Raw genomic sequence first — 25,655 nt, forward strand, 5'->3', positions numbered from 1 at the left:
GGAAGGCCTGAAACAAATAATTACTATAAAAGAGGATGCTATGAAAAAAGAAGTAACCGTCATAGGCGCGGCAATAATGGATATCCATGCAGGTCCTGTTCCGGGGGATCTGTTTTCCAAAGGCTCTGTTCCTGCGGACAGGATGTGCATATCCTTTGGGGGAGATGCGCTGAACGAAGCAGTGGTTTTGTCCGGACTTGGTGTGAAAACCGAGATCATATCAGTTATCGGCAAAGATGAAACCGGTCAGAGCGTTTTAAAAAATCTTCGCGATAATAACGTAGCTACAGAGAAAATCACGATTGAGGACGGCCTTACAACAGGTATGAATATCGTCCTCAACGATGATGAAGGTGAGCGCTATTTTATCACCAATCCTTACAGCAGTTTGCGGAAGCTGTCACTAGAGCACATCCTTCCGCATATAGACGATGCTGCGGACATTGTCTGCTTTGCAAGTATGTTCGTATCACCGATGCTTGATATAGAAAACATGGGTGTGCTTTTCGGGAAGATAAAAGAGAAACCGGAGCGCATACTTATCGCCGATATGACGACAGCCAAAAAAGGTGAGACAATAAAAGACATCGCACCGCTTTTTGAATTCATAGATTACATTATTCCAAATGAACATGAAGCAGCTCTCTTAACAGGCGGGAAGACGCCGGAAGAGAGCCTTGAAATATTCGCTCAAAATGGTGCGAAAAACGTAATTATCAAATGCGGCAAAAAAGGCTGCATTTACTACTCAGATGGCCAGAAGGGCGAGGTGAGCACACGCAAGGTTAAGGTGGTCGATACCACCGGTGCGGGAGACAGTTTCGTAGCCGGTTTTACCTATGGACTCATGAACAATATGAGCATAGATGATGCCTGCAAAAAAGGTAATGAAGTTGCGGCGAAGATTATTGGAAAAACAGGAACACAGGCATAATTATGCCATAATCTCGTCTATCCACTTTTTATATTCTTCTTCGGGTGTATCTTGAGTGAACCTCTTTCCATTTATTACCATTGCACCTTTAGTCAGTTTTTGAAGGTTCTTTACTGTATCGCCGAGATTACTGCCGCCTGAGGTGCAGAAAGGCACAATAATGATTCCTGAAAAATCATAGCTCTCAAGGAAGGTGTCTATGATGGAGGGCTCACGGTACCACCATATCGGGAATCCCAGGAAAACATGATTGTAACCTGCTATATTTCCAATCTTGATGCTTATGGCAGGCCTGCAGGTGGCATCATTCATTTCGACAGAACTGCGGCTTTTGCTGTTCTGCCAGTCAAGATCTTCAGAGGTATAAGGTGTCACAGGTACAATTTCAAAAAGGTCTGCATTCGCTACTTTTGCAATTTTTTCGGCAACTTTCCCGGTTACACCGCTGGCACTGAAATATGCTACCAATGTTTTACTCATAGTATGCCCTCCTTAGATTGTTTAGAAATCTTCCAATTACAATTTTCTCACATCACAAATCTTATTTCATCATAAAGTAAAAAAATTCATTCAACTTTAAGAATTAGTCATCTTTGCTTCCCATGGTTGACACAAACAGCTCATCGGTGCTGTTTTCAAGGTCCTGTCTTATTATTTTCCTGTACTCCCTTGGAGACATATGAAGTTTCTCCGTAAATACTCTGTTGAAGGTTCGCTGGCTCTCGAAGCCGGCGTTTTCATATACTTCGGTTATCGTCTGGTCGGTGTAGCGAAGCAGACTCTGCGCATAGATGAATCTGGTTTCGTTTAGATATCTGTTGAAGTTGGTGTGGAAGGTTCCGGAAAAAACTCTCGACAGGGCAAACGGGCTGACATAGAGATCCTTCGCCATGCTTGTAAGGGATATCTCTTTTGTGAAATTGCTGGCTATATAAGAAACGGTTCTGTAGATAAGGTCGCCGTTTCCCTTTTCATCGCGCTCTGTAAGCTTTAAAACTGGAAGAGACCTAAGCAGAATAATACTGATGTAGGACTGGTAAAGCACCTTGCTTGAAGCATCTATGTCACGCCCCTTTTCCTTGTTTTTTGCGATTTCTTCGTACAAAGCATTGAAGGCAAACTGAATCTCTTTGTGTATATTACTGCTTTTGATCACCGGGCAGACCGGGACCTTTTTCAGCAGAGTGTCCGAGATTGATCCCGCGTAGGAAGGCGATGCAATAAGGTACAGTCCGGTGCCTTTTTCCGTATCAAATACCTGGGTGTGCTGGATCTGACCGGGGAAAATTACAGCCATATCGCCCTTTTCCATGTGGTAGAGCTCCTGGCCCACGCCTATCTCCATAGTGCCCTTCGAAATGTAGATGAATTCTATGAATCCGTGGAGGTGCGGCGGAGTGTGAATATTGGCTCTTTTATATATCTCTATATCATCCTCAAATGACTCGAATAATGGCTTCATTGCGCTCCTTCTCTGAAAAACACCGTTTCTTTTAGTATAACCTGTCTGATAACAAATGCAAGATTTGGCTACTTTTATTCATGTTATGACGCGATTAATATTTTTCTTCGAGGTATTATAATCACGTAATATGAAATTGACCGATACGGAAGGCATAGTAATAACGCCGGAAAGGAATTATGATTATGAAGAGAATCGTTGATTTTTATAAAAAAGCATGGAAAGAGTATGTTGAATATTTTGGCAAGTACAACATGTACGTTTACAGATAATACCAAGTAAAACCTTTTCAATATTATAAAAGAAGGCTGTGCATTAAATTAGTGCACAGCCTTCTTTATTGCCATTTGAAGTACGGAATTAAGTATAAAGTTTTTCTAAAGTTAGTAGACTATACGAATCAGCATTTATACAATATAAATGTAGGGTTCATGTGGTTTTTCATATGATGAAAAGGACAAATGGTGGATATGGAAAATACTCAGAAGCTTAACGAAATGAAGAAAAAAAGTCTGGTAAAAATGTTCATAATTGTTTTTGCCTTATTTGCACTGGGAACGATCCTGGTAAACGGGACTATGACATATATTGCGCAGACAGAATCCTATCATAGTGAGTGTGTCACGGATTTGCGTAGGATAACGACACATCTGGTAAATCAGATACAAAGTGAAGGCGATGAGTTCATATATCTGAAAGCCTGGTTTCAGGAACATCCTGATCTGGTGCAGGTTCCGGTGGATTTCAAAAGTGATCTTCCGGTCAGTAAGAGTGCTTTTGATGATTATATTCTTGAAAATTATCCGGGAAAAGATTACGGGACCACCCTTTTCTTTAATGATCTTGATCTTGAAGGACAGCGGTTATATGTCAACTACGCCTTTGAACGATGGTTTACTCTTTTTTTTGAGGCGACGGACAGTTTTGATCTGATGTATACATATTTCATCTATCCTGAGAGTGAAAAGGATCTGAAGATGAACTATATGTTTGATCCTACGATGGAAACGAAAACAGCGCCCGATGGACGTGAAATTCTAAAGCTTGGGGAAGTCGTTTACGAGGATCCGGAGATACATCAAACCATGTGGGATACCTGGTTTACAGGAAGAGCTCAGAACGGCTTTGATATCATGAATAACGAATTCGGCCAACAGTATAATTATTGTGCTCCGGTGGTTATAAATGGTGAAAAGGTCGGACTTCTATGCTCTGAAATAAGTGTGGCGGTTGTTAATTCCGAGATCATGAAAAATGTGATCATCCAGGGACTGGTTTCAGCGGTTGTGCTTATCATATTTACAGCTATTCTTTACCTGCTCCTTAGTAAAAATGTTTTGCATCGTATCATCGGCATTGAGCGCGAGGTAAGAGAGTACTCCGAAAAGAAAGATCCGGAGATAGCAAAGGATATTCTGTCTCATGTGAAAATCATGGATGAGATTGGTATGCTTGCAAAGAGCTTTGGAGAGATGATTACGGAACTTGAAGATTACATGGTTAATCTTCAGAAGGTCACCGCGGAAAAAGAGAGAATTGATGCGGACTTAAGCATTGCAAGTCAGATCCAGGCGGACATGCTTCCCAAGATTTTTCCTCCGTTCCCCGACAGAGAAGAGCTTGATATTTATGCGACCATGACACCTGCGAAAGAGGTAGGCGGTGATTTCTACGACTTTTTCCTGGTGGATGAAAATCATATTGCTCTTGTAATTGCAGATGTTTCCGGAAAAGGTGTCCCGGCATCACTTTTCATGGTTATTGCAAAGACACTTATAAAGAACCGCCTCCAGATGGGAGAAGAGCCGGGCGAGGCACTATATAATGTTAATAATCAGCTTTGCGAGGGAAATGACGCTGAGCTCTTCGTAACAGTATGGGCAGTGGTTATTGATCTTACTACAGGTGATGCGCTCGAGGCCAACGCAGGTCATGAGTATCCGGCGTTTAGGAGAGGCAATGGTTCCTACGAACTCATAAAGACAAAACATTCACCGGCTGTTGCCACTATGGAAGGACTTAAATTCCGTCAGAGCGAGTTCCATCTCGATCCCGGAGACAGGCTGTTTGTCTACACGGACGGAGTTACGGAAGCAACGGATGCCAATCTGGAACTGTTCGGAGAGCAGAGGCTTATTGATGCGCTGAACCGAAATCCGGATGCGTCACCGACAGAGCTTTTGCCTGCGGTTAAAAAGGAAATTGATGAATTTGTAGGAGAAGCACCACAGTTTGACGACATTACGATGCTGAGCTTCATCTATAGAGGGAAAGCCTGAAAAGCGCTGTTTTTCCTATTGACGATACATAGGTGTTTTGATAAGGTATAAAAAGAAAATCGAATAATTCTTCGGGGCAGGGTGTAATTCCCGACCGGCGGTGACAGTCCGCGACTCGCGAAAGCGACTGATTTGGTGAAATTCCAAGACCGACAGTAAAGTCTGGATGGTAGAAGTAATGCATTATAATAGCTGTTATTTTGCTGTTTTATTGTGCGCGTATTAAGGCGAAGCCCCCATGCAGGTTTCGCCTTTTTGTTTCACGATTTTTCTTCGTGATTCAGGCGCATAAAAATGCGGATATGGCTGTTATTCCTCGGGAATCCTTCGGTTCAAAAATCTAAAGAACACGGGGAGGAACAATCAAATGTTCAAAAACAAATTCACAACAAAGCAAATCGTATTAACAGGAATGCTCGCAGCACTTGCAGGCGTACTCATGTCACTGGAAATCTCGGTGCCGATGATGCCGCCGTTCTATAAGTTTGACTTTAGCGACGTGCCTGCAATCATCGCTCTTTTCCTTATGGGACCTGCGGAAGGCGCACTGGTTGAGATCATCAAGCTTGTAGTAAAGCTACTTCTCACGGGAACTAACTCAATGTATGTCGGAGAGCTTGTAAACCTTATGGCCATCATTCTTTTCATAATTCCCACCTGGATTGTTTATAAGAAGATGGGACAGACAAGAAAGGCTGCTATGGTAGCACTTATAGTCAGTGTTGTTATAAGAACCGGTGCAGCATGCTTCTTAAATGCCTGCATTTCACTTCCTTTATATGCAAAAGCGATGGGAGTATCTCTTGATGATGTCGTAAAAATGGTCGGTGGAGTAAATGCAAGAATCCAGAACCTTCAGACATTTATCATCTATGCGACAATACCTTTCAATGTAGTAAAACTGGCAATCAACAGTTTCATAGGCTATGCAGTATATGACAGACTTCTCGCAGCTGTTCCTTCAGCAAGGGGACTCAGATCAGATAATGAACAGGTGCAGGAGGCAGCTTGATGATACAGGAATACCAAAATCTTTCAAGGCTGCAGATGGAGCAGGTGGATAAAGAAAAGACTCTCGTAGTGGTACCGCTCGGCGCACTGGAACAGCATGGAAACCAGGCGCCTCTTGGCACCGATACGATCATTGCGGATGAGATGAAAAAGAGAATAATGGGGAAGCTCTCTTTGGATAAAAGCGATGAAGTCCTTTCGGGATCGGTTCTTTTCTTTCCGACAATTCCTGTGGGATACAGTGTTGAACACCTTTCTTTTTGCGGTTCGATATCTTTCAAACCGCAGACTTACTACAGTGTTTTGTATGACATAGCAGAGTGCCTGGCAAGGCATGGCTTTAAGCATATAGCTCTTCTCATCTGCCACGGAGGGAACCGCGCAACAGCAGAGATAGTCAGTCGTCAGATAAGGCGTGATCTTGGGATATATGTCTACTTGATTTCATCGGGCTCTTTCTCGGATCCGGAAGTAAAGAAGACAATAACTCCGGGAAATGAAGCCGATTTTCACGGGGGAGAAATGGAAACCGCCATGGTGATGGCAAGGGATGAGAACCTTGTGGACCTTACGACTTCAAGCACGGGGCATTATTCAATCTCGGAAAAAGGTGCAAAGCTTGCATTTTTCGGAAGCACATCTCTTCCCTGGATGGGGGAGGACTTCACCACCGATGAAGGAAAGCCTATCGGTATAGGCGGAGATCCCAGCGGTGCGACAGCCCAAAAAGGTGAGATCATTCTTGATGTTAGTGCGAGGGATGCCGCAAACGGAATAAAGGAAATAATGAAATTTATGGTGACCTGCTGAAAAAACAAACCTCTTCTAAGTGGTCAGAGGGAAAAGGATTTGATAAAATAATCTTTGTAGTTTCTAATGACTTGCAAAGGGGGATATGAAAAATGGCCAGACAAAGCAGTGTTAAGAGAGCACTTGAAGCAACCGGAAGTTTTGCCACTGCTCAGAAAAACATCGTAGTTCAGTATCAAAACAGTGACCGCACTACCGATGACATTTTAAAGAAAATCAAAGAGGATGCGCTTTCTCATGGAGTATCGGAAGCGGATTTTCAGAAAATCGATGTCTATATAAAGCCTGAGGAGCACAAGGTTTTCTATGTTGTTAACGGTAATGTAAACGGCTGCGTTGATTTCTGAGGGAGGGGATGAAAAATGTCTACTATATTCGTGGTTGCCAACCAGAAGGGCGGTATCGGTAAAAGCACTACTGCAACCAATCTTGCGGGAATTCTTGGAAGAAAAGCAAAGACACTTTTGATAGACGCTGATCCTCAGTGCAACAGCACAAGCACCTATGATGCCAAGATTGAGGACGTCGCTACGCTTTATGATGTAATAATCGACTCTGATAAATTGCCGATTGCGGAAGCTATCCAGCATACAGAAAACGGCGATATTGTAGCATCTGACCCTCTTCTTGTAAAAGCGGAGAAGATGCTTGACGGTGACCTTGAAGGCTTCTATCGCCTTAAGGATGCACTGGACGAGCTCGATGGATATGAGTACATCGTTATTGATACAGCGCCATCACTTAATATCATCCTTTATAACTGCCTTATTGCAGCTGATAAAGTGATAATCCCTGTTACTGCGGACTCCTATGCGATGCAGGGAATCAGTCAGTTATACGACACGATCATGTCTGTGAAAAAGAGACAGAACAGAAATCTTTCCATCGCCGGACTTCTTCTTGTCAGATATTCTGGGAGATCCAACCTTGAGAAGGAAACCCGTGACAATATAGAAAAGACAGCAAAGAAGATGGATACGAAGCTCTTTAAAACAGTTATCCGTGAATGTATAAAGACAAAGGAAGCTCAGGAAGCCAAGAGACTTTTGATAGACTATGCTCCCAAGTGCAACACCTGCCTTGATTATATCGACTTTACCGCGGAGCTTCTGAAAAAATCACGGAAATAATCGCAATAATTGGCATGATAAAAACAATATTGTTTTAGAGTGTGGGAGCCTTATATGCTACATTAGAAATGCAGCATATAAGGCTTTTTATTTTGTTAATAATTCTATTTTTTTAGGGAACAGGGAGAATCAGGGTATGAGCAGCGAAAAAATAATCGTAAAAAAAGATAACAGGATGGAATTCAATAATCACGTGGATTACTGCGTCGGCACGGGAAGGCTTGGACTGGCACTGACAGAGGAGTATTTGAAAGAGCTCGAATTTGTACAGAACATGATCGGCTTTTCCTACATAAGAGGGCACGGCCTTTTCTCTGATGATGTGGCTATCTACAACGAGTACGAAGAGGACGGCGAGACAAAAGTAGAGTACAACTACACTTATATAGACAGGATTTTTGACAGCTTTTTGCGACTTGGCATCAGGCCTTACCTTGAGCTTGGATTCATGCCGGGGCAGCTTGCCAGCGGAACTCAGACGATCTTTTACTGGAAGGGGAATACCACTCCGCCCAAGGATTATAAAAAGTGGACAGATATGGTTATTGCTCTTCTTGCACACCTTAAAAAGCGCTACGGAGAAGAAACTGTAACATGGCCTATTGAGGTGTGGAATGAGCCCAATCTGCCGGGCTTTTGGTACAAGGCTGACATGCAGGAATATTTCAAATTATTCAAGGAGACGTTTCTTGCAATTAAGAACTATGACTCAAGATATAAGGTCGGAGGTCCTGCCATCTGCGGCGTAAGGGATGCGGAGTGGATAGAGGCTTTCCTTGAGTTTTGTAAAAAGGAGGGAATAAAACCCGACAGGATTACAAGACATCATTACACTGTGGAATTCCCGGAGCGTATCGGACATTATGATTATTCAAAACTGGAGGATCCAAAGATGCGTTTTGAGAATCTTCAGTCCACCAGGGATATCGTGGATTCTTATGATGAATTCAGAGGGCTCCCCATACATCTGTCGGAATTTAGCACCTCATATACTCCAAGGGGCGTAATCCATGATACAAATTTGAATGCCGCATATCTTGCCGGGCAGCTGGCGGGACTTGGGGATGTGAATGAAGCATATTCCTACTGGACCTTCGGAGATGTGTTCGAGGAGCAGGGAGTTCAGCATTCCCTATTCCATGGAGGCTTTGGAATGGTTGCGGATGGGAATATTCCCAAGCCGACCTTCTGGACTTTCTATTTTTATAAGCAGTTAAAAATGTTTGGCACAGACTGTGTATATCGCGATGACAAGGCGGTAATTGTTAAGAATGATTCCGGCTACGCAGGAGTATTGTGGAATATAGGTGAGGATGAGATTATCGCTGATTTAGACTTCGAACTTCCGGAAGACGGTGAGTATACACTTATCAAAAAGACTGTCGATGAGACCTGCTGCAATCCTTTGAAATTGTGGCACGACTTGGGAGAGCCGGCATACCCGTCGAAGGCGGAGAAGGAAATGATTAAGAGCGCTGCATGGCCTCTTACAACGAGCTCTGTTGAAGTATCAAAGAACGGAACGGTGGATGTTTCATTTACATTGAAAAAACATGGAGTATTATATTTTACTCTCACCAAGAGGGATTTCACTCCTGACCGAGGCTATGACTACGACAAGGTGATTTCATTTCATTAACACAAAATGAAATATAATTCGCGGAGGATGCTTTTCGTATTTTTAATTTCAACTTTATCGGAGGTTTAGATTTCTGGAATATAATATAGAGAGGCTTTATAATTATTGAATGAAGGAAGTTCTGAATGGAAAGATATATAGCATCTAAACGAATCTGTGATAAAAATATTGATATACTCAAACTGGATGAAGAAACTCTGGCATATATGAGAGATAAAGATATCGAGACTATCAGAGATTTTATCGGTGTTCAGAATAAGTTAAAACCCAAATATGCAGACGTGGTAAAAAAGAAAATCAAGTATCTGATCCAGGCAATGGAGAGACGAGGGATAAAATGACAGCTTATTATCATCTCCCCGGTTTATTCGAATTTTATGACTTATACAAAATCTTCCTGCCGCTCTTTAGAGAGCGCAGGGAGTATTTTTATGATTGGTGTGAAATAGGCTCAATTTATGGCGCTCCCGGCGATTGCACATGGGGCGGCGGAAGAGTGGGTTTCGGAGATGCAGACCCGGAAGAGGTGGCCTTGCTGATGAAGCAGTATGGAATCTCTGCGCGGCTTACGTTCAGTAATTCTCTGCTTGAGGAGAAGCACCTTTCTGACAAGAAGTGCAATTACTTATGTTCCTTGTTTGAGACAAGTGTTGGAGAAGAGCCGGACAATCTGGGAAATGGAATAATACTTCATTCAGATATTCTTCTTAAGTATCTAAAGGAAAAATATTCCGGTTTTTATTTTGTTTCAAGTACAACAAAGGTGTTGACTGAGTTTTCGGAGCTTGAAAAAGAACTTAACCGCAGCGAATTCAGCTATGTTGTACCGGACTTCAGACTAAATAAGGAATTAGATAAACTAAGTGCCCTATCACCTTTGCAGAAGCAGAAGGTGGAGTTTTTGTGCAATGAATGCTGCTGGTTTGACTGCTATGACAGAAAGAATTGCTATGAAAACGTCAGCAGGAAAAGTCTCGGCGAGAACTGTAAGGATCACATGTGTGTCTCTCCTGAATCAGGCATAGGCTACCGCTTTTCCGATGCCATGAAGAATCCCGGATTCATTGGAATTGAAGATATTCAAAAAATATACATGCCTGCAGGCTTCTCTAATTTCAAAATTGAAGGGAGAAGCCTTGGAAACGCCATTATTCTGGAATTCTTGCTCTATTACATGACAAAACCCGAATACCAACTAAAAGTCAGGGAAGAAGTATACCTGGACAGCATGCTGGATTTGTTTTAGGTCTATTGGGGGTTAGACATGGAATATGGGGCATATCATACGGTGTAACTGCGCACTTTTGTGGTATAATTTTTAGAAAGATATTTTTGTAAATGAGAGAGCATTTTCAGCAAATTGGTACCCATTTTAGGGGCTTTTTTAGAGCTTTATATGACTTTTTGTAAATGAGAAGGCATTTTCTAGCATTTGGTACCCATGATTTTTCAAAACAGGGATACCAAAATGGCAAATCAGGCTCTCTATTTACTTTAAAGAGATAAACATGCCTGAAAAGTGCTTGAAAAGTATACCAAAATGCCGGAAAGCTTATTTCATTTACTTTTAAGGCGCTATGCTTTGACAATTCATCAGATTTTCCTACTGGTTCATAAGGCGGAGGTATTCAATATGTTGTTAACAGAGTATAACGAAGCAGAGACAATGGAATTGTTTAAGGCTGAATATCTTGCAGAAGGCATGGAAAAAGGCATGGAAAAAGGCATGGAAAAAGGCATGGAAAAACGTCTTGTTGAACAGATATGCAAAAAGCTAGCCAAAAAGAAGAGCGTTGCTGCTATTGCCGATGAGCTTGAAGAATCCGAGGCCAGAATAGAACTTATTTGTAAGATTGCTGAAAACTATGCTCCAAATTACGATGTGGATGCTATTCTTCAGGAATTGAGTAAAGAAGCGTAATGTGATATCGGGAGGAAATATGGAACAGGTAATAGCTCTTTTGGGAGAAAAGTTCGAGGAAGTTTTACCTATGGTAGGAGAGAATCTGGATGGGCTTGTGTCTTTAGTAGTCTGGATTCTTGCGTTATCGGTATTTGGAAGACTTTTAAGAAAAAAGACCGGGCAGGCAGCTAAGAGCGGGACGGCTGATAACAATAAACGAGAAGCATCTTCGATGCCGCACGCGCATAAGCCGGCCGGGGTATATAATACATACAATAGGAAAAATGCAAGAAACGACGCAGGTGCTATGCCACACAGACATGACAAAGGGCACTATACCTCCATGTCGGATGCGTCGAGGCTTCCAAAGGGTTACATCCTGTTAAACGGCGAACCCGTAAGAGTTGCCGACCTTGATGGAAAATAATAAGATGAGCAGATTCTAGCGCTTTTGGTGTGATGTGTCTGCTCCATTTTTTTAATGGAGGTAATTCCATGAACATTTTCGATATTATAGGACCGGTGATGATAGGACCTTCGAGTTCTCACACTGCGGGTGCGGTGCGGCTCGGCAGAGTTGTCAACAAGCTTATAGATGACAGAAAATTAAAAAAGGTTGAGATCACCCTGTCCGGATCTTTTGCCCAGACTTACAGGGGACATGGAACAGACAGAGCGCTTCTTGCCGGAATAATGGGGTACAAAAGCTATTCTCCCGAAATCAGGGATGCGCATAAGATCGCAGCTGAGCGGGGAATAGAGTACACATTTATAAAAGAGAACATCAAGGGGGCACACCCCAATACCGCGCGCATTCATTACTTTTTGGAGGATGGCTCCGAAGGCGTGATGCAGGGCGCCAGCGTTGGTGGAGGCAATATCCTTGTAAAACAGATAAATGGTATGGATGTGGAATTTTCCGGTGACAACAATACAATCCTTGTGATGCACGAGGACAAACCCGGTGTTATTGCGAGCGTCACAAATATGATGCACTGGGAACACGAGGATCTGAATATCTCCAAGTTCCATCTCTCGCGCCAGGAAAAGGGCGGAGAAGCCATCATGACCATTGAAATAGATAACAAGCCGCCGGAGACACTGGTAGATGAGATAAGAGGTATCGACCACGTCCTTAACGCAATTCTGATCAAAAGAGTTTAGCGAGCAACATTAAGCCTTCCCCTAGGGGGAAAGCATAACAATAAAGCCTTCCCCTAGGGGGGAAGGTGGCGCGAAGCGCCGGATGAGGTGAACAAAATGATAAAATACGAATCCATCAGCGATCTCGTGACCGCTGCCAATGCCCGAAATATAAAGCTTAGCCAGCTTGCTCTTGAAGACCAGGCTGAGAGTCTTGGAATAACAGAGCTTGAGCTTTATGAAAAAATGGAAATTAATTTCAGTGTAATGAAGCAGTCTGTACAGGAGGGCATGAAGAAGGATATTAAGTCGACTTCCGGTCTTACCGGCGGTGAAGGCTATATCATGAACGAATACGCAGGAAAAAATGATGGCGGACTCTGCGGGGAGGGGTTGTCAAAGGCGATAGCAAGAGCACTTTCGGTAGCGGGATGTAATGCGTCAATGGGGCGAATTGTTGCGGCGCCTACAGCAGGGAGCTGCGGTATTTTACCTGGAGCACTGGTTTCCCTATACGAGGACAGAGGTTTTGATGAAAAGGACATTGTGATGTCCATGTTCACTGCGGGAGCTATCGGAATGGTTGTGGCAAACAGAGCAAGTATCGCAGGAGCTGAGGGAGGATGTCAGGCTGAGTGCGGAAGTGCAGCTGCTATGACGGCAGCAGCCCTTGTGGAGCTGATGGGAGGAACTCCTGATCAGTGCGCAGATGCATGTGCAATGGCAATCGCTAACCAAATGGGACTTGCGTGTGATCCTGTGGCAGGACTGGTGGAAATTCCCTGTATTAAGAGAAACGTATCGGGACTGATGATAGCTTTTTCCTGTGCGGACATGGCGCTTGCCGGAATTAAAGCTCACATTCCTGCCGATGAATGCCTGGATGCTATGAAAGAAGTCGGAGATGTGATGTCGACAACCCTAAAGGAAACTGCGGCCGGAGGACTGGCCACGACCCCTACGGGAATAAAATTAAAAGAAATGGTGTTTTCAGATAAATAAAATGTGATATAATTAAGTAGCATACAATTTAATCCTCGTAACTATCGAAAGGATAACAATTATCATGAAAACACTTTATATAGAATGCAAGATGGGAGCCGCAGGAGATATGCTCTCTGCAGCCCTTTTGGATACCTGTGAAAACAGAGATGATATACTTGAAAAGCTTAATGAAGCCGGGATTCCCGGGGTGACTTATGAGCTTGTGACTTCAGAAAAATGCGGAATTACAGGAAAACATCTGGAAGTCAGGGTAAATGGAGAAGAAGAACTAAGCGTGGATGCGGACGATCATCATGACCATGAACATGACAATGAACATCACCACGACCATCACCACGACCATGACCACGGCCATCATCATGATCACATCCACAGAAGCCTCCGCGATATCGAGTATATCGTTAAGTCACTGAAAATAGAAGAGTCCATTAAAAAGGACATCATTAATATATATGAACTGATCGCGGATGCAGAGAGCGCAGTGCATGGAAAGCCTGTGTCCGAGATACATTTTCATGAAGTTGGCAGTATGGATGCCATTGCAGACATTACAGCGACCTGCTTTATTATGCACGAGATTAATCCGGCCAGCGTGATCGCATCTCCAATCCATGTTGGAAGCGGTCATGTAAAATGTGCGCACGGAATTCTTCCGGTTCCTGCGCCTGCCACCGCAATTCTTTTAAAAGGTATTCCGTCCTACAGCGCAGATATTAACGGAGAGTTATGCACTCCCACAGGGGCAGCTCTTATCAGATACTTTGCAAAAAGCTTTGGACCTCAGCCTATTATGAGTGTAGATAAAATCGGTTATGGTATGGGTAAAAAGGATTTCGCAAAGGCAAACTGCGTAAGGGTGATGCTTGGCAATGAAGATGACGAAGCTCTCACCGATACCATCACAGAACTCATCTGCAATCTCGACGACATGACTCCCGAGGCAATAGGCTTTGCAACTGAGCGTCTCATGGGAGAGGGTGCTTTGGACGTATTTACCACTTCTATTTTCATGAAGAAAAATCGGCCGGGAACCATGCTGACAGTCCTCTGCAGGGAAGATAAAAAAGAAGAATTGGTCAAAAAGATTTTCAAATATACAACAACCATCGGTATTCGTGAGCACATCAGCAATCGCTACGTGCTTCACCGTGAGGAGAAAACGATAACTACTCCCGATGGAGAAATACGTGTAAAGGAAGTCTCCGGGTACGGTGTAAAGCGTGAGAAGAAAGAGTATGAAGATCTTGCAAGGATAGCGAGAGATATGGATGCAGGATTGATGTGAGTCTGAAGAAAAATTAGTCTTTATCTTTCCCGAGAGTATATAATAGAGGAGTATTTGTGCAAAAAATATAATGTTAGGAGTATTTTATGAAAGCAAAGTTTTCTTTATACCTTACAGAGCTTGCACCCGGCCTTAAAATGCTGATCGATGAGCTCTCGAAGGAATATGATTACGTAAGCGTTCTTGCCAGCGATTCCAAGGGCTTTTCTATACAGGCATCGCAGAAGAGCAAGGCGATTACGAGTGAAAATATGACGACCGAAAGAGGCTGCGTTGTCAGAGTATATAAGGATGGCCTTTACAGCGAGTATTCGTTCAACAAACCTGATAAGGATATGAGCGCTTTCGCCTCAAAACTAAAGAATATTCTGAATGACCAGTTTGAAATTATCAAAAAGACTTCCACAGAAGTTTTTGATACGGATAAGCTTGACGACGAGCCCTGCGAGCTCTTCACAGAGATGGAGACTGATATCATGCCTCAGGATGTGGATCTCGGGGCACTTATGGAGAAGCTACAAAGCTATAGCGACAGAGCTGTAAAGCTTAAGGATTTCATGATAGATGCACCCGCATCCGCAAAGTCCACCCATGTCTGCAAGATGTTCCTCACAAAGAACAGAGATATGCGCCAGAGCTATGTTTACACAGAAGGTTCTATTCTTGCAATCGGTGCTAAGAACGGCAGAAATACCATGTCAATCGAGGGCGTTTCGGGAAGAAGCGGTGCCGGAATTCTTGACGACCTTGAGGAGAAAATCGAGGTGGCTGTTAATTCTGTTGGCGATATGCTGGATGCCGATCCGGTAGTACCCGGCGAATATGAGATTATCACAAGCCCTGAGGTTACAGGACTTATCGCGCATGAGGCCTTCGGCCATGGCGTTGAGATGGATATGTTTGTAAAGGGCAGAGCTCTCGGTGCGGAGTATATTGATAAGCGTGTCGGTTCAGATCTTGTTTCGATGCACGAGGGTGCAAACTGCGTTGTTGACGTTGCAAGCTATGCCTTTGACGATGAGGGTACACTTGCAGGCGATGTTACAGAGATTGATCACGGCATTTTGAAAACAGGTGTCTGTGATGCTCTTGCTGCGCTCAGACTCGGAACAAAGCCCACCGGTAACGGTAAGCGCGAGAACTTCGAGCACAAGGTTTATACACGCATGACAAATACGATGTTCGACAGCGGCAGTGACTCTAAGGAGGATATGATCGCTTCGGTTAAGAAGGGCTACTATCTTGAGGGTATGTTCTCCGGTATGGAGGATCCGAAGCACTGGGGCATTCAGTGCATCGTTGCGAGAGGCCGTGAGATTATAGACGGCAAGTTCACGGGAAAAGTTGTGGCACCTGTAGTTATGACAGGCTATGTGCCAGATCTTCTCGGCTCAATTTCAATGGTAAGTACAGACCGTGAATCCTTCGGTAACGGCGGCTGCGGTAAAGGACACAAGGAGTGGGTAAAAGTCTCCGATGGTGGCCCTTACCTGAAGGCGATTGCTAGATTAGGCTAAGCACGGAAAGGAAAAGAAAATGACAGACAAGATTATAGATATTCTCAAGGCCTCCGATGCGGACGGCTTTGAGATTACAGATACAACAACACTTGCGTATGAGTTTTATTTCATAAAGCACAGACTGGACCAGAACAGAGTAAGAGACGTAGAGCATATTAACGTCAAGGTTTACAAGAAGCTTGACGACGGCAAGATGCTCGGAAGTGCTTCGGGAGAGATATATCCGACACTTACGGATGAAGAGATAAAAGAAGAAATCAATAAGCTCATCTCAAGGGCAGAAAATGTAAAGAACCCTTTTTACGAGCTTAATAAGCCCGAAGATTATGAGGTATCAATAAGTGAGGACGTGGATGTTTCCCAAATTGCGGAAAACTTCGTAAAGGCAATGAAGGAGCTTCCGGAGACGGACACAGAGTACATCAATTCCTATGAGATTTTTGCTGAGAAGAATAAGAGAAGATTCATCAACTCGGAGGGAATAGACATAAGCTTTGAATATCCCTCATCAATGGTTGAGGTTGTGGTAAATGCCAGGGATAGCGAGCATGAGATCGAGCTCTATCGCATGTATAAGGCAGGAAGCTGCGACAGTGAGAACCTGAAAAAGGACATTGCAGAGGTACTCAGATATGGTAAGGATAAGCTGATCGCGAAACCTACTCCGAAGCTTGGAAAGGCAGCAGTTGTTTTCCCGACAAGCGATGCGGTCCAGATATTCAGTTGGTTTGTTGAAAAGTGCAATGCGGGTTTTATATACAGCAAGTATTCCGATTGGGAGATTGGCAAGGAAGTTGCGCCTAGGGCAAAGGGAGATAAAGTTACCCTGAAATCCGTAAAATACCTGCCGAACTCATCAAAAAACTTCGATGTGGATGATGAAGGTGCTGTAATAAGGGATATGACAGTTCTTGATAAAAATGTTCCCACCACCTTCTTTGGCGGAAGAAGATTCAGATATTACCTTGGAATCAAGGATTCATACCTTGCATGCAATTTTGATGTGGAAGGCGGTTCCAAGACTTCGGAAGAGATCAGAAGCGGAAAATACCTTGAGATAGTTGAATTTTCGGATTTTGCTGTTGATTCCATCTCGGGAGATATCGCGGGAGAGATAAGACTTGGTTATTACCACGACGGCGAAAAGGTTACCCCTGTAAGCGGAGGTTCGATTTCAGGCTGCATGACAGACTTTGTGAATGAGATGTATATGTCAAAGGAAAAGCGCCAGTATGACAACTTCAACATTCCTGCGCTCACAAGGCTTGAGAATGTCAGCGTCACAGGCGCTGAATAAGCGTGCATACAGGCTGAATTTGATATATAATAAATAAGTTAATGGAATTCATTCTCAATAAAAAGAATGATTAGAGGGCCCATGACAGAGGGGAAGGAAAATGGCAAGAAAGAGCCTGGAAAGCTATACGGAAAAGGAAGTACTTGAGCTTTTACATGAAAATGTCGACGCTGTTATTCTTGTGGATGCAACAACCAACAGATACAGGGCAATGACTCGCAGAAATATGTTCAAAGAGCTTATTGAGGAAACCGGTGATTATCATGACCTGATAGAGAAGCTCTGGTTTCATATTGAGGGTTCAAGTGAACTGATTACTGACAAGTACAAGGCATTTGTATCATACTATGCGGATTTTAAAGGAAAATATAGCAGAAGACTGAAGGTTTTTCTCGAAGGCAGCAGTACACCTCATTTTGTACAGATGCAGGTTTATCCGACAAGAAATGAGAAACAGTATATTTTTGTCATGGATGAACTTGACGACGATGAGTATGTTGAGGAATTCATGACCACCAAAAAGGTCAATACGATACAGAACACCTATCTGTTTTCAATGTATGTGGACCTTGTTCAGGATACGACCAGCAGTTTGAGTGTGACGGAGATATCCGATGAGACCGTGAATTCAAGCATAAAATATTCAGAATGGCGCTTGATGACGGTAAATATGATCGCTCCGGAGGATAAGGATCAGTTTCTTAAGATCACGGATCCTGAATACCTGAAGGCCAATCTGGCACCGGGACGCACAATATCGCTTGACTGTATGATGATGAATCTTGAGGGCACATACATCTGGGTAAAACTTATTTTCAGCAGGACAGCAACGGCCAATGAGGACGATTTCAGATTTGTCTTCATGGTACAGGATATTCATGAGAACTTTGAGGAACTCATGACTACCTTGAGGCAATATGAGGAGCTTGCGATAGCCGATTCACTGACAGGACTTCTCAATCATGGCGGAATTAAGACGGAGATGCTTAATGCTATCGATGCACATAAAAAGGAGGGAACGCCTGTATCCCTTATGATGATCGACATTGATTTCTTTAAGCAGGTTAATGATAACTACGGACATTCCGCAGGCGATCGCACACTTAAGGAATTCGCGCACATCATTGAAGAGACGGTTGTCGATAAAGACGCTCATATAGGCAGATGGGGCGGCGAAGAATTTGTCATTGTCTACAGAGGGAAAACCGGAGATGAGCTTTATGAGGTATCTGAAACTTTAAGGAAGAATGTTGAAGCAGCAACTTTTCCGGAGATCGGTCAGCTGACCTGTTCTGTAGGAGTTACAGAGCTTCGCGATGAGGATTCTTTCGACGATGTATTCAATCGTGTGGATAAAGCACTTTATATGTCAAAGGAAAGTGGCAGAAATAAAGTAACTTTAAAATAATTGGTTTTCGAATTACTTCGAAATAATTAAAGGCTTGGGACCAAAGATTGATCCCAAGCCCTATTTATTGTTTCAAGAGATTTTTTTAGATATTTATGAACTGTCTTGTGCTCTCGCTCAGTTTCTCTGTTACATCGTTGTTGGTGTCCATAGCGGAACTGATGCCGCTGATCTCGTCGACGATGTCCTGAGAGTTCTCTGCGGACTGGTTGATCGCATCGGAAGCCTCGTTTACAGACTGTGAAATAGAGGTAACGGAATCACTCATTTCTTCCATAATAGTGTTGAGGTTCTGAGTCTGATCAGCTATGCCGTCAAGCATCTCATTGATGAGCTTTGCGGTTTCTTCGTATTTCTCACCTGTTTCTACGAAAGCATCGTAGTCGCTAAGAACTGTGGTGTTGATGAAATCAAGAACCTGCATAGCATTATCAGCCAGAGTGGTAACTGCCTGGGTAACTTCATTACTGATATCCTGGATGTTGGCAGCTGTCTGACGGGAGTTATCTGCAAGGGAGCTGATCTCTTCAGCAACAACCGAGAATCCGCGTCCTGCTTCACCTGCTCTTGCCGCTTCGATTGAAGCATTGAGGGCAAGGAGGTTAGTCTGTGAAGCGATATCAAGGATGACATTGGTAAGCTCGTTGATCTGCTTAACCTTTTCACTATCCTTAACGGACTGCTCAAGCACTCCTGAGAGGTTCTCCATCTTGGCACCGGTATTCTCCTTCTTGTGGAGGGCGCCATCTTTTATCTCGATAGCTTCAGCTCTGATCTCCTCAGCCTTAGCAGTACCGTCTTCAACACCAAAGTTGATGTTGTCGGTAGCTTCCTTGACGTTATCGAGCTTCTCGTTCATCACCTTGGAGGTATCTGATACGTTCTGCATGCTTGCTGCGAGCTCTTCAAGAGCTGCGGAAGTATTGGTTATATTATCGTTGGCTAAAACGATCTGGTTTGTCATACTCTCAGAGGATTCGGTAAGTGTAACCGTTCCGTTCTTAACCTCTCTAAGGATGTTCTGAAGGGTCTCCATAAAGTGGTTGAAGCCCTGCTTGATATGCACAAGCTCGGAAGAGGTCTTTGTCTCAAGTCTTACTGTCAGGTCGCCCTGATGGTTATTGATATTGGTGATGATATCATTGATCTCATCGGCAATGAGATTAACCTTACGGCCAACCTTGCGATAGTTGAAGAAGCAGAATGCGATAATGCAGATGATATATACTGCCATAATCGAATTAACTACTCCGATTGCTCTCATGGCTTTTGCATAGACAGCCTCGCTGGACTGCTGCTGAACTGATTCCAGTTCTTTGTCGAGAATACTCAGCTGTTCCTTCATTACGGTCAACTGTGATGCACACTCAACATATACAACCTGAATGATTGTATCGACATCGCCTGATGCAGCTGCTGTCATACATTTCTCATATCCGGGCTTATAGGTTGCGTAGTTCTCTGCAATTACGTTTGCGGCCTTTGTAGCAGTACTGTCTGCACCTGTCAGCTCGGCAAAGGTTGAGGTTATTCCCTCAACAGCAGAATCCATCTCAGCAAGGCAGGCCTGTATTTCGGTATTTTTTCCTTCAACCTGTCCATTCTGACTAAGATAATCATAGCCTGATGCAAGGGCAAAACCATCATTGTCCACAATACGCATGTCTACTTCAAAAACACGCATATCATTCATTACACCCTGCACCTGCTCAGCTTGAGCTATGGAGTTCTTTGTGATATTCATCATTTCAGTAACAACTACTGCTATAGATAATGCGAACAAAATCAGCAGTGCAAGATAAGTCATAAGACTCATTCCGGCAACGGTCTTAATAAATGGGATTTTCTCGAATCCGCTGTTGTTTTCGTTGTTAGCCATTTGTACGATCTCCTTTACAAATACATGTACATGAATACACTACACTATAATTTTACGATAAAACGCACGAAAATGAGCATGTTTACAGTAATTTAATAGAATTTATAATTCGTTAACTCAAACTTCACACAGCTCCCAGAGCTCCGTCCGCCGGCCCCGAACCGTATGCTCAGATGACGGTTCATCTGAGCATACGGTTCGGGGCCGGCGGACGGAGCTCTGGGGGCTGTGCGAAGTTTGAATTCCGACTTGTATTTTTAGCCGGTCACATATATCATATTTTGATGTATGCCTTTATATGGTATGATGATAAGGATTATGTAAGACTTTATCTTTGCTTATGGGGGAAATATGGCTAAGAATTTTGGTCAGGAACTGAAAATGACGCAGACAGGCTTTTTGACGTCAAAATCCGGAAAGACATTCATAAGGATTTATTTTTCGCGGCCCAGATCGCTTAGAGAGAATGATACTGCCGAGGGCATTATCCCGGGATATAAAATTCTCAAATCCGATGGTTTTGAGGAAGAGGAGATTGCGGCCCTGGAGTTCTACATCAAGCATAACCGCGAGGAAATCGTAAAGCGTGCAAAAGTACTCAGCAACCCCTTGCGGTGGCTGTAAGGATAAATAAAGAAAGACGAGGTTAACGAATGGCACTTATAAAGAAACCTGTAACGGGAATGAAGGATATACTCCCTGAGGAGATGAAACTCAGAGATTATGTGATCGGTATTATTAAGGATACTTATGCAGGCTTTGGATTTACTTCCATAGATACCCCCTGCGTAGAATCTCTTGCGAACCTTAACAGCAAGCAGGGCGGCGAGAACGAGAAACTCATATTTAAGGTAATGAAAAGAGGAGAGAAGCTCAATCTCGAGACAGCAAAGGAAGAAAACGACCTTACGGATTCGGGACTTCGTTATGACCTTACGGTTCCGCTTGTAAGATACTATTCCAACCACCAGAATGAACTGCCTTCACCTTTCAAGGCACTTCAGATGGGCTATGTATGGAGAGCAGACAGACCGCAGAAGGGACGCTATCGTCAGTTTATGCAGTGTGATATTGATATTCTCGGTGAGCCCACCAATCTTGCTGAGATAGAGCTTATCCTTGCTACTACAACAACTCTCGGAAGACTTGGTTTTAAGGGCTTCCAGATCAGAATAAATGAGAGACGTATGCTTAAGGCTATGGCTGCGTATGCCGGCTTTACAGAGGAATCCTATGATTCTGTTTTCATAACACTTGATAAGATGGATAAGATAGGGCTGGAAGGCGTAGCGGAAGAACTCCTTAAGGATGGTTTTTCGAAGGAGAGTATTGATAAGTACCTTGACCTCTTTAAAAATGTTGAAGGAAAGGGTGCAATTGAAGGAATAAGCTTCCTCGCTGATACTCTCGGCGACTTCCTTGACGCTGACGTTAAGAACAGCCTGCAGGAGATCATTTCAAGTGTTGATGCAACAAAGAGTGCGGAGTTTGAGCTTGTATTCGATCCCACACTTGTTCGCGGTATGAGTTACTACACAGGAACTATTTTTGAGGTGGCTATGCCTCAGTACGGCGGAAGCTGCGGTGGCGGCGGACGCTATGATAAGATGGTCGGCAAGTTTACAGGCCAGGACACACCTGCCTGCGGATTCTCAATCGGTTTTGAGCGTATTATCATGATTATGATGGACGAGGGCTTCAAGATTCCCGATGAGAAGGATAAAGTCGCTTTCCTTATTGAAAAGGGTATCGGCGGTGAGCAGCTTTCCGAAATTATCGCCGAGGCACAGAAAGAGAGAGCAAACGGACGCCAGGTCCTTGTTGTGCGCATGAATAAAAATAAAAAGTTCCAGAAGGAACAGCTTGGTGCTCAGGGCTACGCAGATTTCAAGGATTTCTACAAAACAGAATTTAAGCATTGATTATGAAAAACAGAAACAGAAAATACGAGATAGATATGACTAAGGGGGCTCTTCTTCCGAAGATTCTCCTTTTTTCCATACCTTTAATTATCTCGAGCGTACTGCAGCTTCTTTTTAATGCTGCGGACATAGTAGTGGTAGGCCAGTTCTCGGGAGATGATACCCTGGGAGCCAATTGCGTAGCGGCAATCGGCTCAACGGGCTCTGTTATAAACATGCTCCTTAGTGTATTCATGGGTCTTTCCGTGGGTGTCAATGTGCTTGCTGCCAGATATTTTGCGGCAAAACAGAAGAAGGAGATGGAAGAGACAGTGCATACGACAGTTGCACTTGCTCTTATCGGTGGAATTATTATTGCCGTTATAGGTATCCTTGTTTCCAGACCAATTCTGGAGATGATGGGATCTCCCGAGGAAGTAATTGACCTTTCCACTTTGTATATGCGAATATATTTTATCGGAATGCCGGTAACAATGCTGTATAATTTCGGTGCGGCTATTTTGAGGGCGACCGGAGATACCAGAAGGCCTCTATACTACCTTATGAATGCCGGCGTGATAAATGTAATTCTGAACCTGATTTTTGTAATCGGTTTTCACATGCATGTGGCTGGTGTTGCACTGGCTACAATACTTGCTCAGGCCGTATCGGCAGGCCTTATAGTAAAGGCGCTTATAACTACGGATGAGATGTATAAACTGAGCATCAGAAAAATCAGGGTGGACATGGACAAGACAAAGAGGATAGTACGTGTCGGGCTTCCTGCAGGACTTCAGGGTGCGATTTTTTCATTCTCAAATGTGCTGATTCAGTCCTCAATCAACGAATTCGGTTCCGTTGCTATGGCGGGAAGTGCGGCGGCGGCAAATATTGAAGGCTTTGTATATATGGCGATGAATTCCGTATACCAGGCCTGCGTATCCTTCACCAGCCAGAACGTCGGTGCAAACAAGCCGGAGAGAATCGGCAAGGTACTTAGAACCTGCCTTGCGGTTGTATTTGTGGTCGGAGCTGTGATGGGAAATGTTTTCTATTTCTTCGGGGCACAGCTTGTAAGTATATATACCAAGGAACCTGCTACAATTCAGTACGGCGTTCAGCGTATGGCGGTTATCTGCACGGTTTATTTCCTCTGTGGATGCATGGATGTTATCTGCGGAAGCCTTCGCGGAATGGGATACTCCACCGTGCCAATGATAGTTTCGATCATTGGAGCCTGCGGACTTCGAATTGTATGGATACTTACTGTATTCAGGATATATCACGACCTTACGGTACTGTATATATCCTATCCCGTGACCTGGACAATTACATCTACCGCACATCTCATCAGTTACTTTATAATTAAGAAAAAAGTGGTATCGAAGATGGATGGCGGTACTGTTACAGCATAACAACACCTAAAGGGGGGCAAAGACTTGCAGCAAAATATAATACAGTTGATCGTTCTGATTCTTCTTGTATTTTTATCAGCGTTTTTTTCATCTGCGGAGACGGCCATGAGCTGTGTCAGCAGAGTCAGGATCAAGACGCTTGTGGAGGAAAACAATAAGAGAGCTCTGGCGGTTCAGAAAATCTTGGACGATTATCAGAACATGCTCTCGGCGGTTCTTATAGGAAACAACATAGTCAATCTGTCGGCTTCTGCCATCGCGACGATTTTTGTTCAGAGATTGTGGGGCGACTGGGCTATCAGTATCGGAACCGGCGTTTTGACTATTGTGGTTCTCATAATCGGTGAGATCATTCCTAAGACAATTGCGACCACTTATGCCGAAAATATGGCGCTCTTTTACGCGAGAATAATTCTTCTTATAATGACAATTCTTTCGCCGGTTATCTGGATCGTCAATGCTGTGGCGGATATTGTGCTTAAAATTTTGAGAGTTGATAAGAATTCGCATCAGCTTATGACGGAAAAAGAGCTTAAGACCTATGTCGATGTAAGCCATGAGGACGGAGTAATCGAAAGCGGTGAGAAGGAAATCATCTACAACGTGTTCGAATTTTCCGATGCGGTTGCAAAGGATGTCATGATTCCCAGAATAGATATGAGCTGCGTTAGCTCCGATGCTGAGTATCATGAGGTTCTGCGTGTTTTCAAGCAGGAGATGTATACCAGAATCCCTGTTTATGAGGATAATCAGGACAATATCATCGGTCTTATAAATATCAAGGACATGGTGCTGGTTTCTGATAAGGATAACTTCAAAATAAGCGACTATCTGAGAGAGGCTTACTACACCTACGAATATAAAAAGACGGCGGATCTCCTTATGGAGATGAGGAAAAATGCGCAGAATGTCGCTTTTGTCCTTAGTGAATACGGAGCAACCGTTGGAATGATCACTCTGGAGGATCTTCTGGAAGAAATCGTCGGTGAGATACGTGATGAGTATGATTCCGATGAAGAAGAGCAGATAAGAGAGCTCGGAGGCGGAAGATTCCTGGTTGAAGGTAATATGAAGCTCGATGATATCAATGATGCTCTGGGAACGGCTTTTGCATCTGACGACTACGATTCCATCGGAGGACTGATGATCGAGAGTCTGGACAGACTTCCGAGAGGCGGCGAGACCACAAAGCTTGAAAACGGTGTTGAACTCACAGCGAGTGCCATAAAGAGAAACCGTATCACCGATGTTCTGGTTTATATTCCGGAGGGCGCTTTTGACACTAAGGAGAGCGGCACTGAGAACGAGGATGAAAAAGGTAGTGTGACTGGGTGAAAAAGTGCTTTTCGCAGTGAACAAATTATGGTATACTACTGGAGCGTGGAAAACTGTGTTGTTTTTCAGTATTAATCCTGAATGAAAAGGAGAAGAGTTATGAAGCATGTAAAGACACTTGCAACAAGAAATCTTAAGGAGTCAATGAAGAAGGGCGGCTGCGGTGAATGCCAGACATCATGCCAGTCTGCATGCAAGACTTCCTGCACTGTTGGTAACCAGAGCTGCGAGCAGGTTGCTAACAAGTAATAGGTGTATTTAACTAAATAGTTATAACTAAACAGGCAGCGGCCATGCCG

Annotated in this window: 25 protein-coding genes and 1 riboswitch; of the genes, 22 read left to right on the top strand and 3 right to left on the bottom strand. The window is 43.7% G+C overall.

Going from position 1 to position 25,655, the window contains the following annotated elements; genetic code table 11:
- Positions 1-40 precede the first annotated feature (40 nt).
- Positions 41-934 carry a carbohydrate kinase family protein gene (locus BLR42_RS05785; protein WP_091867400.1) on the top strand — a complete coding sequence of 298 codons (894 nt, stop codon included), beginning with the start codon at positions 41-43 and terminating at the stop codon, positions 932-934.
- Here BLR42_RS05785 and BLR42_RS05790 read toward each other — a convergent pair whose 3' ends face one another.
- On the bottom strand, positions 935-1,414 hold the full coding sequence (locus BLR42_RS05790) for a flavodoxin (protein ID WP_091867402.1): 480 nt from the start codon (positions 1,412-1,414) through the stop codon (positions 935-937).
- A 103-nt stretch (positions 1,415-1,517) separates the two neighbouring features.
- Positions 1,518-2,396: an AraC family transcriptional regulator gene (locus BLR42_RS05795; protein WP_026498021.1), complete on the bottom strand. Its 879-nt coding sequence runs from the start codon at positions 2,394-2,396 to the stop codon at positions 1,518-1,520.
- Between the two features lie 470 nt (positions 2,397-2,866).
- Between BLR42_RS05795 and BLR42_RS05800 the strand changes: the two genes are divergently transcribed.
- From BLR42_RS05800 to BLR42_RS05875, 16 genes are all read left to right on the top strand, one after another.
- Entirely contained in the window at positions 2,867-4,675 is a 1,809-nt protein-coding gene (locus tag BLR42_RS05800; protein ID WP_207648517.1) for a SpoIIE family protein phosphatase, read from the top strand.
- 63 nt (positions 4,676-4,738) lie between these two features.
- Positions 4,739-4,857, top strand: a riboswitch (FMN riboswitch).
- Between the two features lie 185 nt (positions 4,858-5,042).
- Positions 5,043-5,687, top strand: a complete 645-nt coding sequence (locus BLR42_RS05805) for an ECF transporter S component (RefSeq protein WP_091820725.1) — start codon at positions 5,043-5,045, stop codon at positions 5,685-5,687.
- Positions 5,687-6,496, top strand: a complete 810-nt coding sequence (locus tag BLR42_RS05810) for a creatininase family protein (RefSeq protein WP_091867406.1) — start codon at positions 5,687-5,689, stop codon at positions 6,494-6,496. The genes BLR42_RS05805 and BLR42_RS05810 overlap by 1 nt, the downstream gene beginning before the upstream one ends.
- Before the next feature lie 92 nt (positions 6,497-6,588).
- Positions 6,589-6,843 (top strand): DUF6465 family protein, encoded by a 255-nt coding sequence (locus BLR42_RS05815; RefSeq protein WP_022762652.1) that lies wholly within the window; start codon positions 6,589-6,591, stop codon positions 6,841-6,843.
- A gap of 15 nt (positions 6,844-6,858) precedes the next feature.
- Entirely contained in the window at positions 6,859-7,626 is a 768-nt protein-coding gene (locus BLR42_RS05820) for a ParA family protein (RefSeq protein ID WP_091867408.1), read from the top strand.
- Between the two features lie 136 nt (positions 7,627-7,762).
- Positions 7,763-9,265, top strand: a complete 1,503-nt coding sequence (locus BLR42_RS05825; protein ID WP_091867410.1) for a GH39 family glycosyl hydrolase — start codon at positions 7,763-7,765, stop codon at positions 9,263-9,265.
- 125 nt (positions 9,266-9,390) lie between these two features.
- Positions 9,391-9,606: a hypothetical protein gene (locus tag BLR42_RS05830; RefSeq protein WP_022762649.1), complete on the top strand. Its 216-nt coding sequence runs from the start codon at positions 9,391-9,393 to the stop codon at positions 9,604-9,606.
- Positions 9,603-10,511 carry a hypothetical protein gene (locus tag BLR42_RS05835; RefSeq protein WP_091867412.1) on the top strand — a complete coding sequence of 303 codons (909 nt, stop codon included), beginning with the start codon at positions 9,603-9,605 and terminating at the stop codon, positions 10,509-10,511. Before BLR42_RS05830 ends, BLR42_RS05835 begins: the two co-directional genes overlap by 4 nt.
- Positions 10,512-10,898: 387 nt before the next feature.
- A complete protein-coding gene (locus BLR42_RS05840; protein WP_091867414.1) occupies positions 10,899-11,186 on the top strand; it encodes a hypothetical protein in 288 nt (95 codons plus the stop codon).
- 19 nt (positions 11,187-11,205) lie between these two features.
- On the top strand, positions 11,206-11,595 hold the full coding sequence (locus BLR42_RS05845; RefSeq protein WP_091867416.1) for a hypothetical protein: 390 nt from the start codon (positions 11,206-11,208) through the stop codon (positions 11,593-11,595).
- Between the two features lie 68 nt (positions 11,596-11,663).
- Positions 11,664-12,332, top strand: a complete 669-nt coding sequence (gene sdaAB / locus BLR42_RS05850; protein ID WP_026498027.1) for an L-serine ammonia-lyase, iron-sulfur-dependent subunit beta — start codon at positions 11,664-11,666, stop codon at positions 12,330-12,332.
- A 96-nt stretch (positions 12,333-12,428) separates the two neighbouring features.
- Entirely contained in the window at positions 12,429-13,313 is an 885-nt protein-coding gene (gene sdaAA, locus BLR42_RS05855; protein WP_091867418.1) for an L-serine ammonia-lyase, iron-sulfur-dependent, subunit alpha, read from the top strand.
- Between the two features lie 64 nt (positions 13,314-13,377).
- Positions 13,378-14,601: a nickel pincer cofactor biosynthesis protein LarC gene (larC, locus tag BLR42_RS05860; protein WP_091867421.1), complete on the top strand. Its 1,224-nt coding sequence runs from the start codon at positions 13,378-13,380 to the stop codon at positions 14,599-14,601.
- 86 nt (positions 14,602-14,687) lie between these two features.
- Positions 14,688-16,118, top strand: a complete 1,431-nt coding sequence (locus BLR42_RS05865) for a TldD/PmbA family protein (protein WP_091867423.1) — start codon at positions 14,688-14,690, stop codon at positions 16,116-16,118.
- Between the two features lie 19 nt (positions 16,119-16,137).
- Positions 16,138-17,418, top strand: a complete 1,281-nt coding sequence (locus tag BLR42_RS05870; RefSeq protein ID WP_091867425.1) for a metallopeptidase TldD-related protein — start codon at positions 16,138-16,140, stop codon at positions 17,416-17,418.
- 100 nt (positions 17,419-17,518) lie between these two features.
- Positions 17,519-18,826 carry a GGDEF domain-containing protein gene (locus BLR42_RS05875; protein WP_091867427.1) on the top strand — a complete coding sequence of 436 codons (1,308 nt, stop codon included), beginning with the start codon at positions 17,519-17,521 and terminating at the stop codon, positions 18,824-18,826.
- A gap of 85 nt (positions 18,827-18,911) precedes the next feature.
- On the opposite strand, the gene BLR42_RS05880 is transcribed toward BLR42_RS05875, so the two are convergent.
- Entirely contained in the window at positions 18,912-20,705 is a 1,794-nt protein-coding gene (locus tag BLR42_RS05880) for a methyl-accepting chemotaxis protein (RefSeq protein WP_091867429.1), read from the bottom strand.
- 351 nt (positions 20,706-21,056) lie between these two features.
- Between BLR42_RS05880 and BLR42_RS05885 the strand changes: the two genes are divergently transcribed.
- The 5 genes from BLR42_RS05885 (at position 21,057) to scfA (ending at position 25,605) form a co-directional block, all read left to right on the top strand.
- On the top strand, positions 21,057-21,329 hold the full coding sequence (locus BLR42_RS05885; RefSeq protein WP_022762638.1) for a hypothetical protein: 273 nt from the start codon (positions 21,057-21,059) through the stop codon (positions 21,327-21,329).
- A 29-nt stretch (positions 21,330-21,358) separates the two neighbouring features.
- Entirely contained in the window at positions 21,359-22,627 is a 1,269-nt protein-coding gene (hisS, locus tag BLR42_RS05890; RefSeq protein WP_091867431.1) for a histidine--tRNA ligase, read from the top strand.
- 2 nt (positions 22,628-22,629) lie between these two features.
- Positions 22,630-24,021 carry an MATE family efflux transporter gene (locus tag BLR42_RS05895; protein ID WP_091867433.1) on the top strand — a complete coding sequence of 464 codons (1,392 nt, stop codon included), beginning with the start codon at positions 22,630-22,632 and terminating at the stop codon, positions 24,019-24,021.
- A 24-nt stretch (positions 24,022-24,045) separates the two neighbouring features.
- On the top strand, positions 24,046-25,356 hold the full coding sequence (locus BLR42_RS05900) for an HlyC/CorC family transporter (RefSeq protein ID WP_091867435.1): 1,311 nt from the start codon (positions 24,046-24,048) through the stop codon (positions 25,354-25,356).
- A 99-nt stretch (positions 25,357-25,455) separates the two neighbouring features.
- Positions 25,456-25,605 carry a six-cysteine ranthipeptide SCIFF gene (gene scfA / locus BLR42_RS05905; protein WP_022762634.1) on the top strand — a complete coding sequence of 50 codons (150 nt, stop codon included), beginning with the start codon at positions 25,456-25,458 and terminating at the stop codon, positions 25,603-25,605.
- The last annotated feature ends 50 nt before the right edge of the window (positions 25,606-25,655 follow it).

The organism is Butyrivibrio sp. INlla16, from assembly GCF_900104155.1.
Lineage (GTDB): Bacteria > Bacillota > Clostridia > Lachnospirales > Lachnospiraceae > Butyrivibrio.

What these genes read in the sequence shown, in the direction of transcription:
- BLR42_RS05785 (WP_091867400.1), top strand. Translation starts at nt 41, where the DNA reads ATGAAAAAAGAAGTAACCGTCATAGGCGCGGCAATAATGGATATCCAT.
- BLR42_RS05790 (WP_091867402.1), bottom strand. Translation starts at nt 1,414, where the DNA reads ATGAGTAAAACATTGGTAGCATATTTCAGTGCCAGCGGTGTAACCGGG.
- BLR42_RS05795 (WP_026498021.1), bottom strand. Translation starts at nt 2,396, where the DNA reads ATGAAGCCATTATTCGAGTCATTTGAGGATGATATAGAGATATATAAA.
- BLR42_RS05800 (WP_207648517.1), top strand. Translation starts at nt 2,867, where the DNA reads ATGGAAAATACTCAGAAGCTTAACGAAATGAAGAAAAAAAGTCTGGTA.
- BLR42_RS05805 (WP_091820725.1), top strand. Translation starts at nt 5,043, where the DNA reads ATGTTCAAAAACAAATTCACAACAAAGCAAATCGTATTAACAGGAATG.
- BLR42_RS05810 (WP_091867406.1), top strand. Translation starts at nt 5,687, where the DNA reads ATGATACAGGAATACCAAAATCTTTCAAGGCTGCAGATGGAGCAGGTG.
- BLR42_RS05815 (WP_022762652.1), top strand. Translation starts at nt 6,589, where the DNA reads ATGGCCAGACAAAGCAGTGTTAAGAGAGCACTTGAAGCAACCGGAAGT.
- BLR42_RS05820 (WP_091867408.1), top strand. Translation starts at nt 6,859, where the DNA reads ATGTCTACTATATTCGTGGTTGCCAACCAGAAGGGCGGTATCGGTAAA.
- BLR42_RS05825 (WP_091867410.1), top strand. Translation starts at nt 7,763, where the DNA reads ATGAGCAGCGAAAAAATAATCGTAAAAAAAGATAACAGGATGGAATTC.
- BLR42_RS05830 (WP_022762649.1), top strand. Translation starts at nt 9,391, where the DNA reads ATGGAAAGATATATAGCATCTAAACGAATCTGTGATAAAAATATTGAT.
- BLR42_RS05835 (WP_091867412.1), top strand. Translation starts at nt 9,603, where the DNA reads ATGACAGCTTATTATCATCTCCCCGGTTTATTCGAATTTTATGACTTA.
- BLR42_RS05840 (WP_091867414.1), top strand. Translation starts at nt 10,899, where the DNA reads ATGTTGTTAACAGAGTATAACGAAGCAGAGACAATGGAATTGTTTAAG.
- BLR42_RS05845 (WP_091867416.1), top strand. Translation starts at nt 11,206, where the DNA reads ATGGAACAGGTAATAGCTCTTTTGGGAGAAAAGTTCGAGGAAGTTTTA.
- sdaAB (WP_026498027.1), top strand. Translation starts at nt 11,664, where the DNA reads ATGAACATTTTCGATATTATAGGACCGGTGATGATAGGACCTTCGAGT.
- sdaAA (WP_091867418.1), top strand. Translation starts at nt 12,429, where the DNA reads ATGATAAAATACGAATCCATCAGCGATCTCGTGACCGCTGCCAATGCC.
- larC (WP_091867421.1), top strand. Translation starts at nt 13,378, where the DNA reads ATGAAAACACTTTATATAGAATGCAAGATGGGAGCCGCAGGAGATATG.
- BLR42_RS05865 (WP_091867423.1), top strand. Translation starts at nt 14,688, where the DNA reads ATGAAAGCAAAGTTTTCTTTATACCTTACAGAGCTTGCACCCGGCCTT.
- BLR42_RS05870 (WP_091867425.1), top strand. Translation starts at nt 16,138, where the DNA reads ATGACAGACAAGATTATAGATATTCTCAAGGCCTCCGATGCGGACGGC.
- BLR42_RS05875 (WP_091867427.1), top strand. Translation starts at nt 17,519, where the DNA reads ATGGCAAGAAAGAGCCTGGAAAGCTATACGGAAAAGGAAGTACTTGAG.
- BLR42_RS05880 (WP_091867429.1), bottom strand. Translation starts at nt 20,705, where the DNA reads ATGGCTAACAACGAAAACAACAGCGGATTCGAGAAAATCCCATTTATT.
- BLR42_RS05885 (WP_022762638.1), top strand. Translation starts at nt 21,057, where the DNA reads ATGGCTAAGAATTTTGGTCAGGAACTGAAAATGACGCAGACAGGCTTT.
- hisS (WP_091867431.1), top strand. Translation starts at nt 21,359, where the DNA reads ATGGCACTTATAAAGAAACCTGTAACGGGAATGAAGGATATACTCCCT.
- BLR42_RS05895 (WP_091867433.1), top strand. Translation starts at nt 22,630, where the DNA reads ATGAAAAACAGAAACAGAAAATACGAGATAGATATGACTAAGGGGGCT.
- scfA (WP_022762634.1), top strand. Translation starts at nt 25,456, where the DNA reads ATGAAGCATGTAAAGACACTTGCAACAAGAAATCTTAAGGAGTCAATG.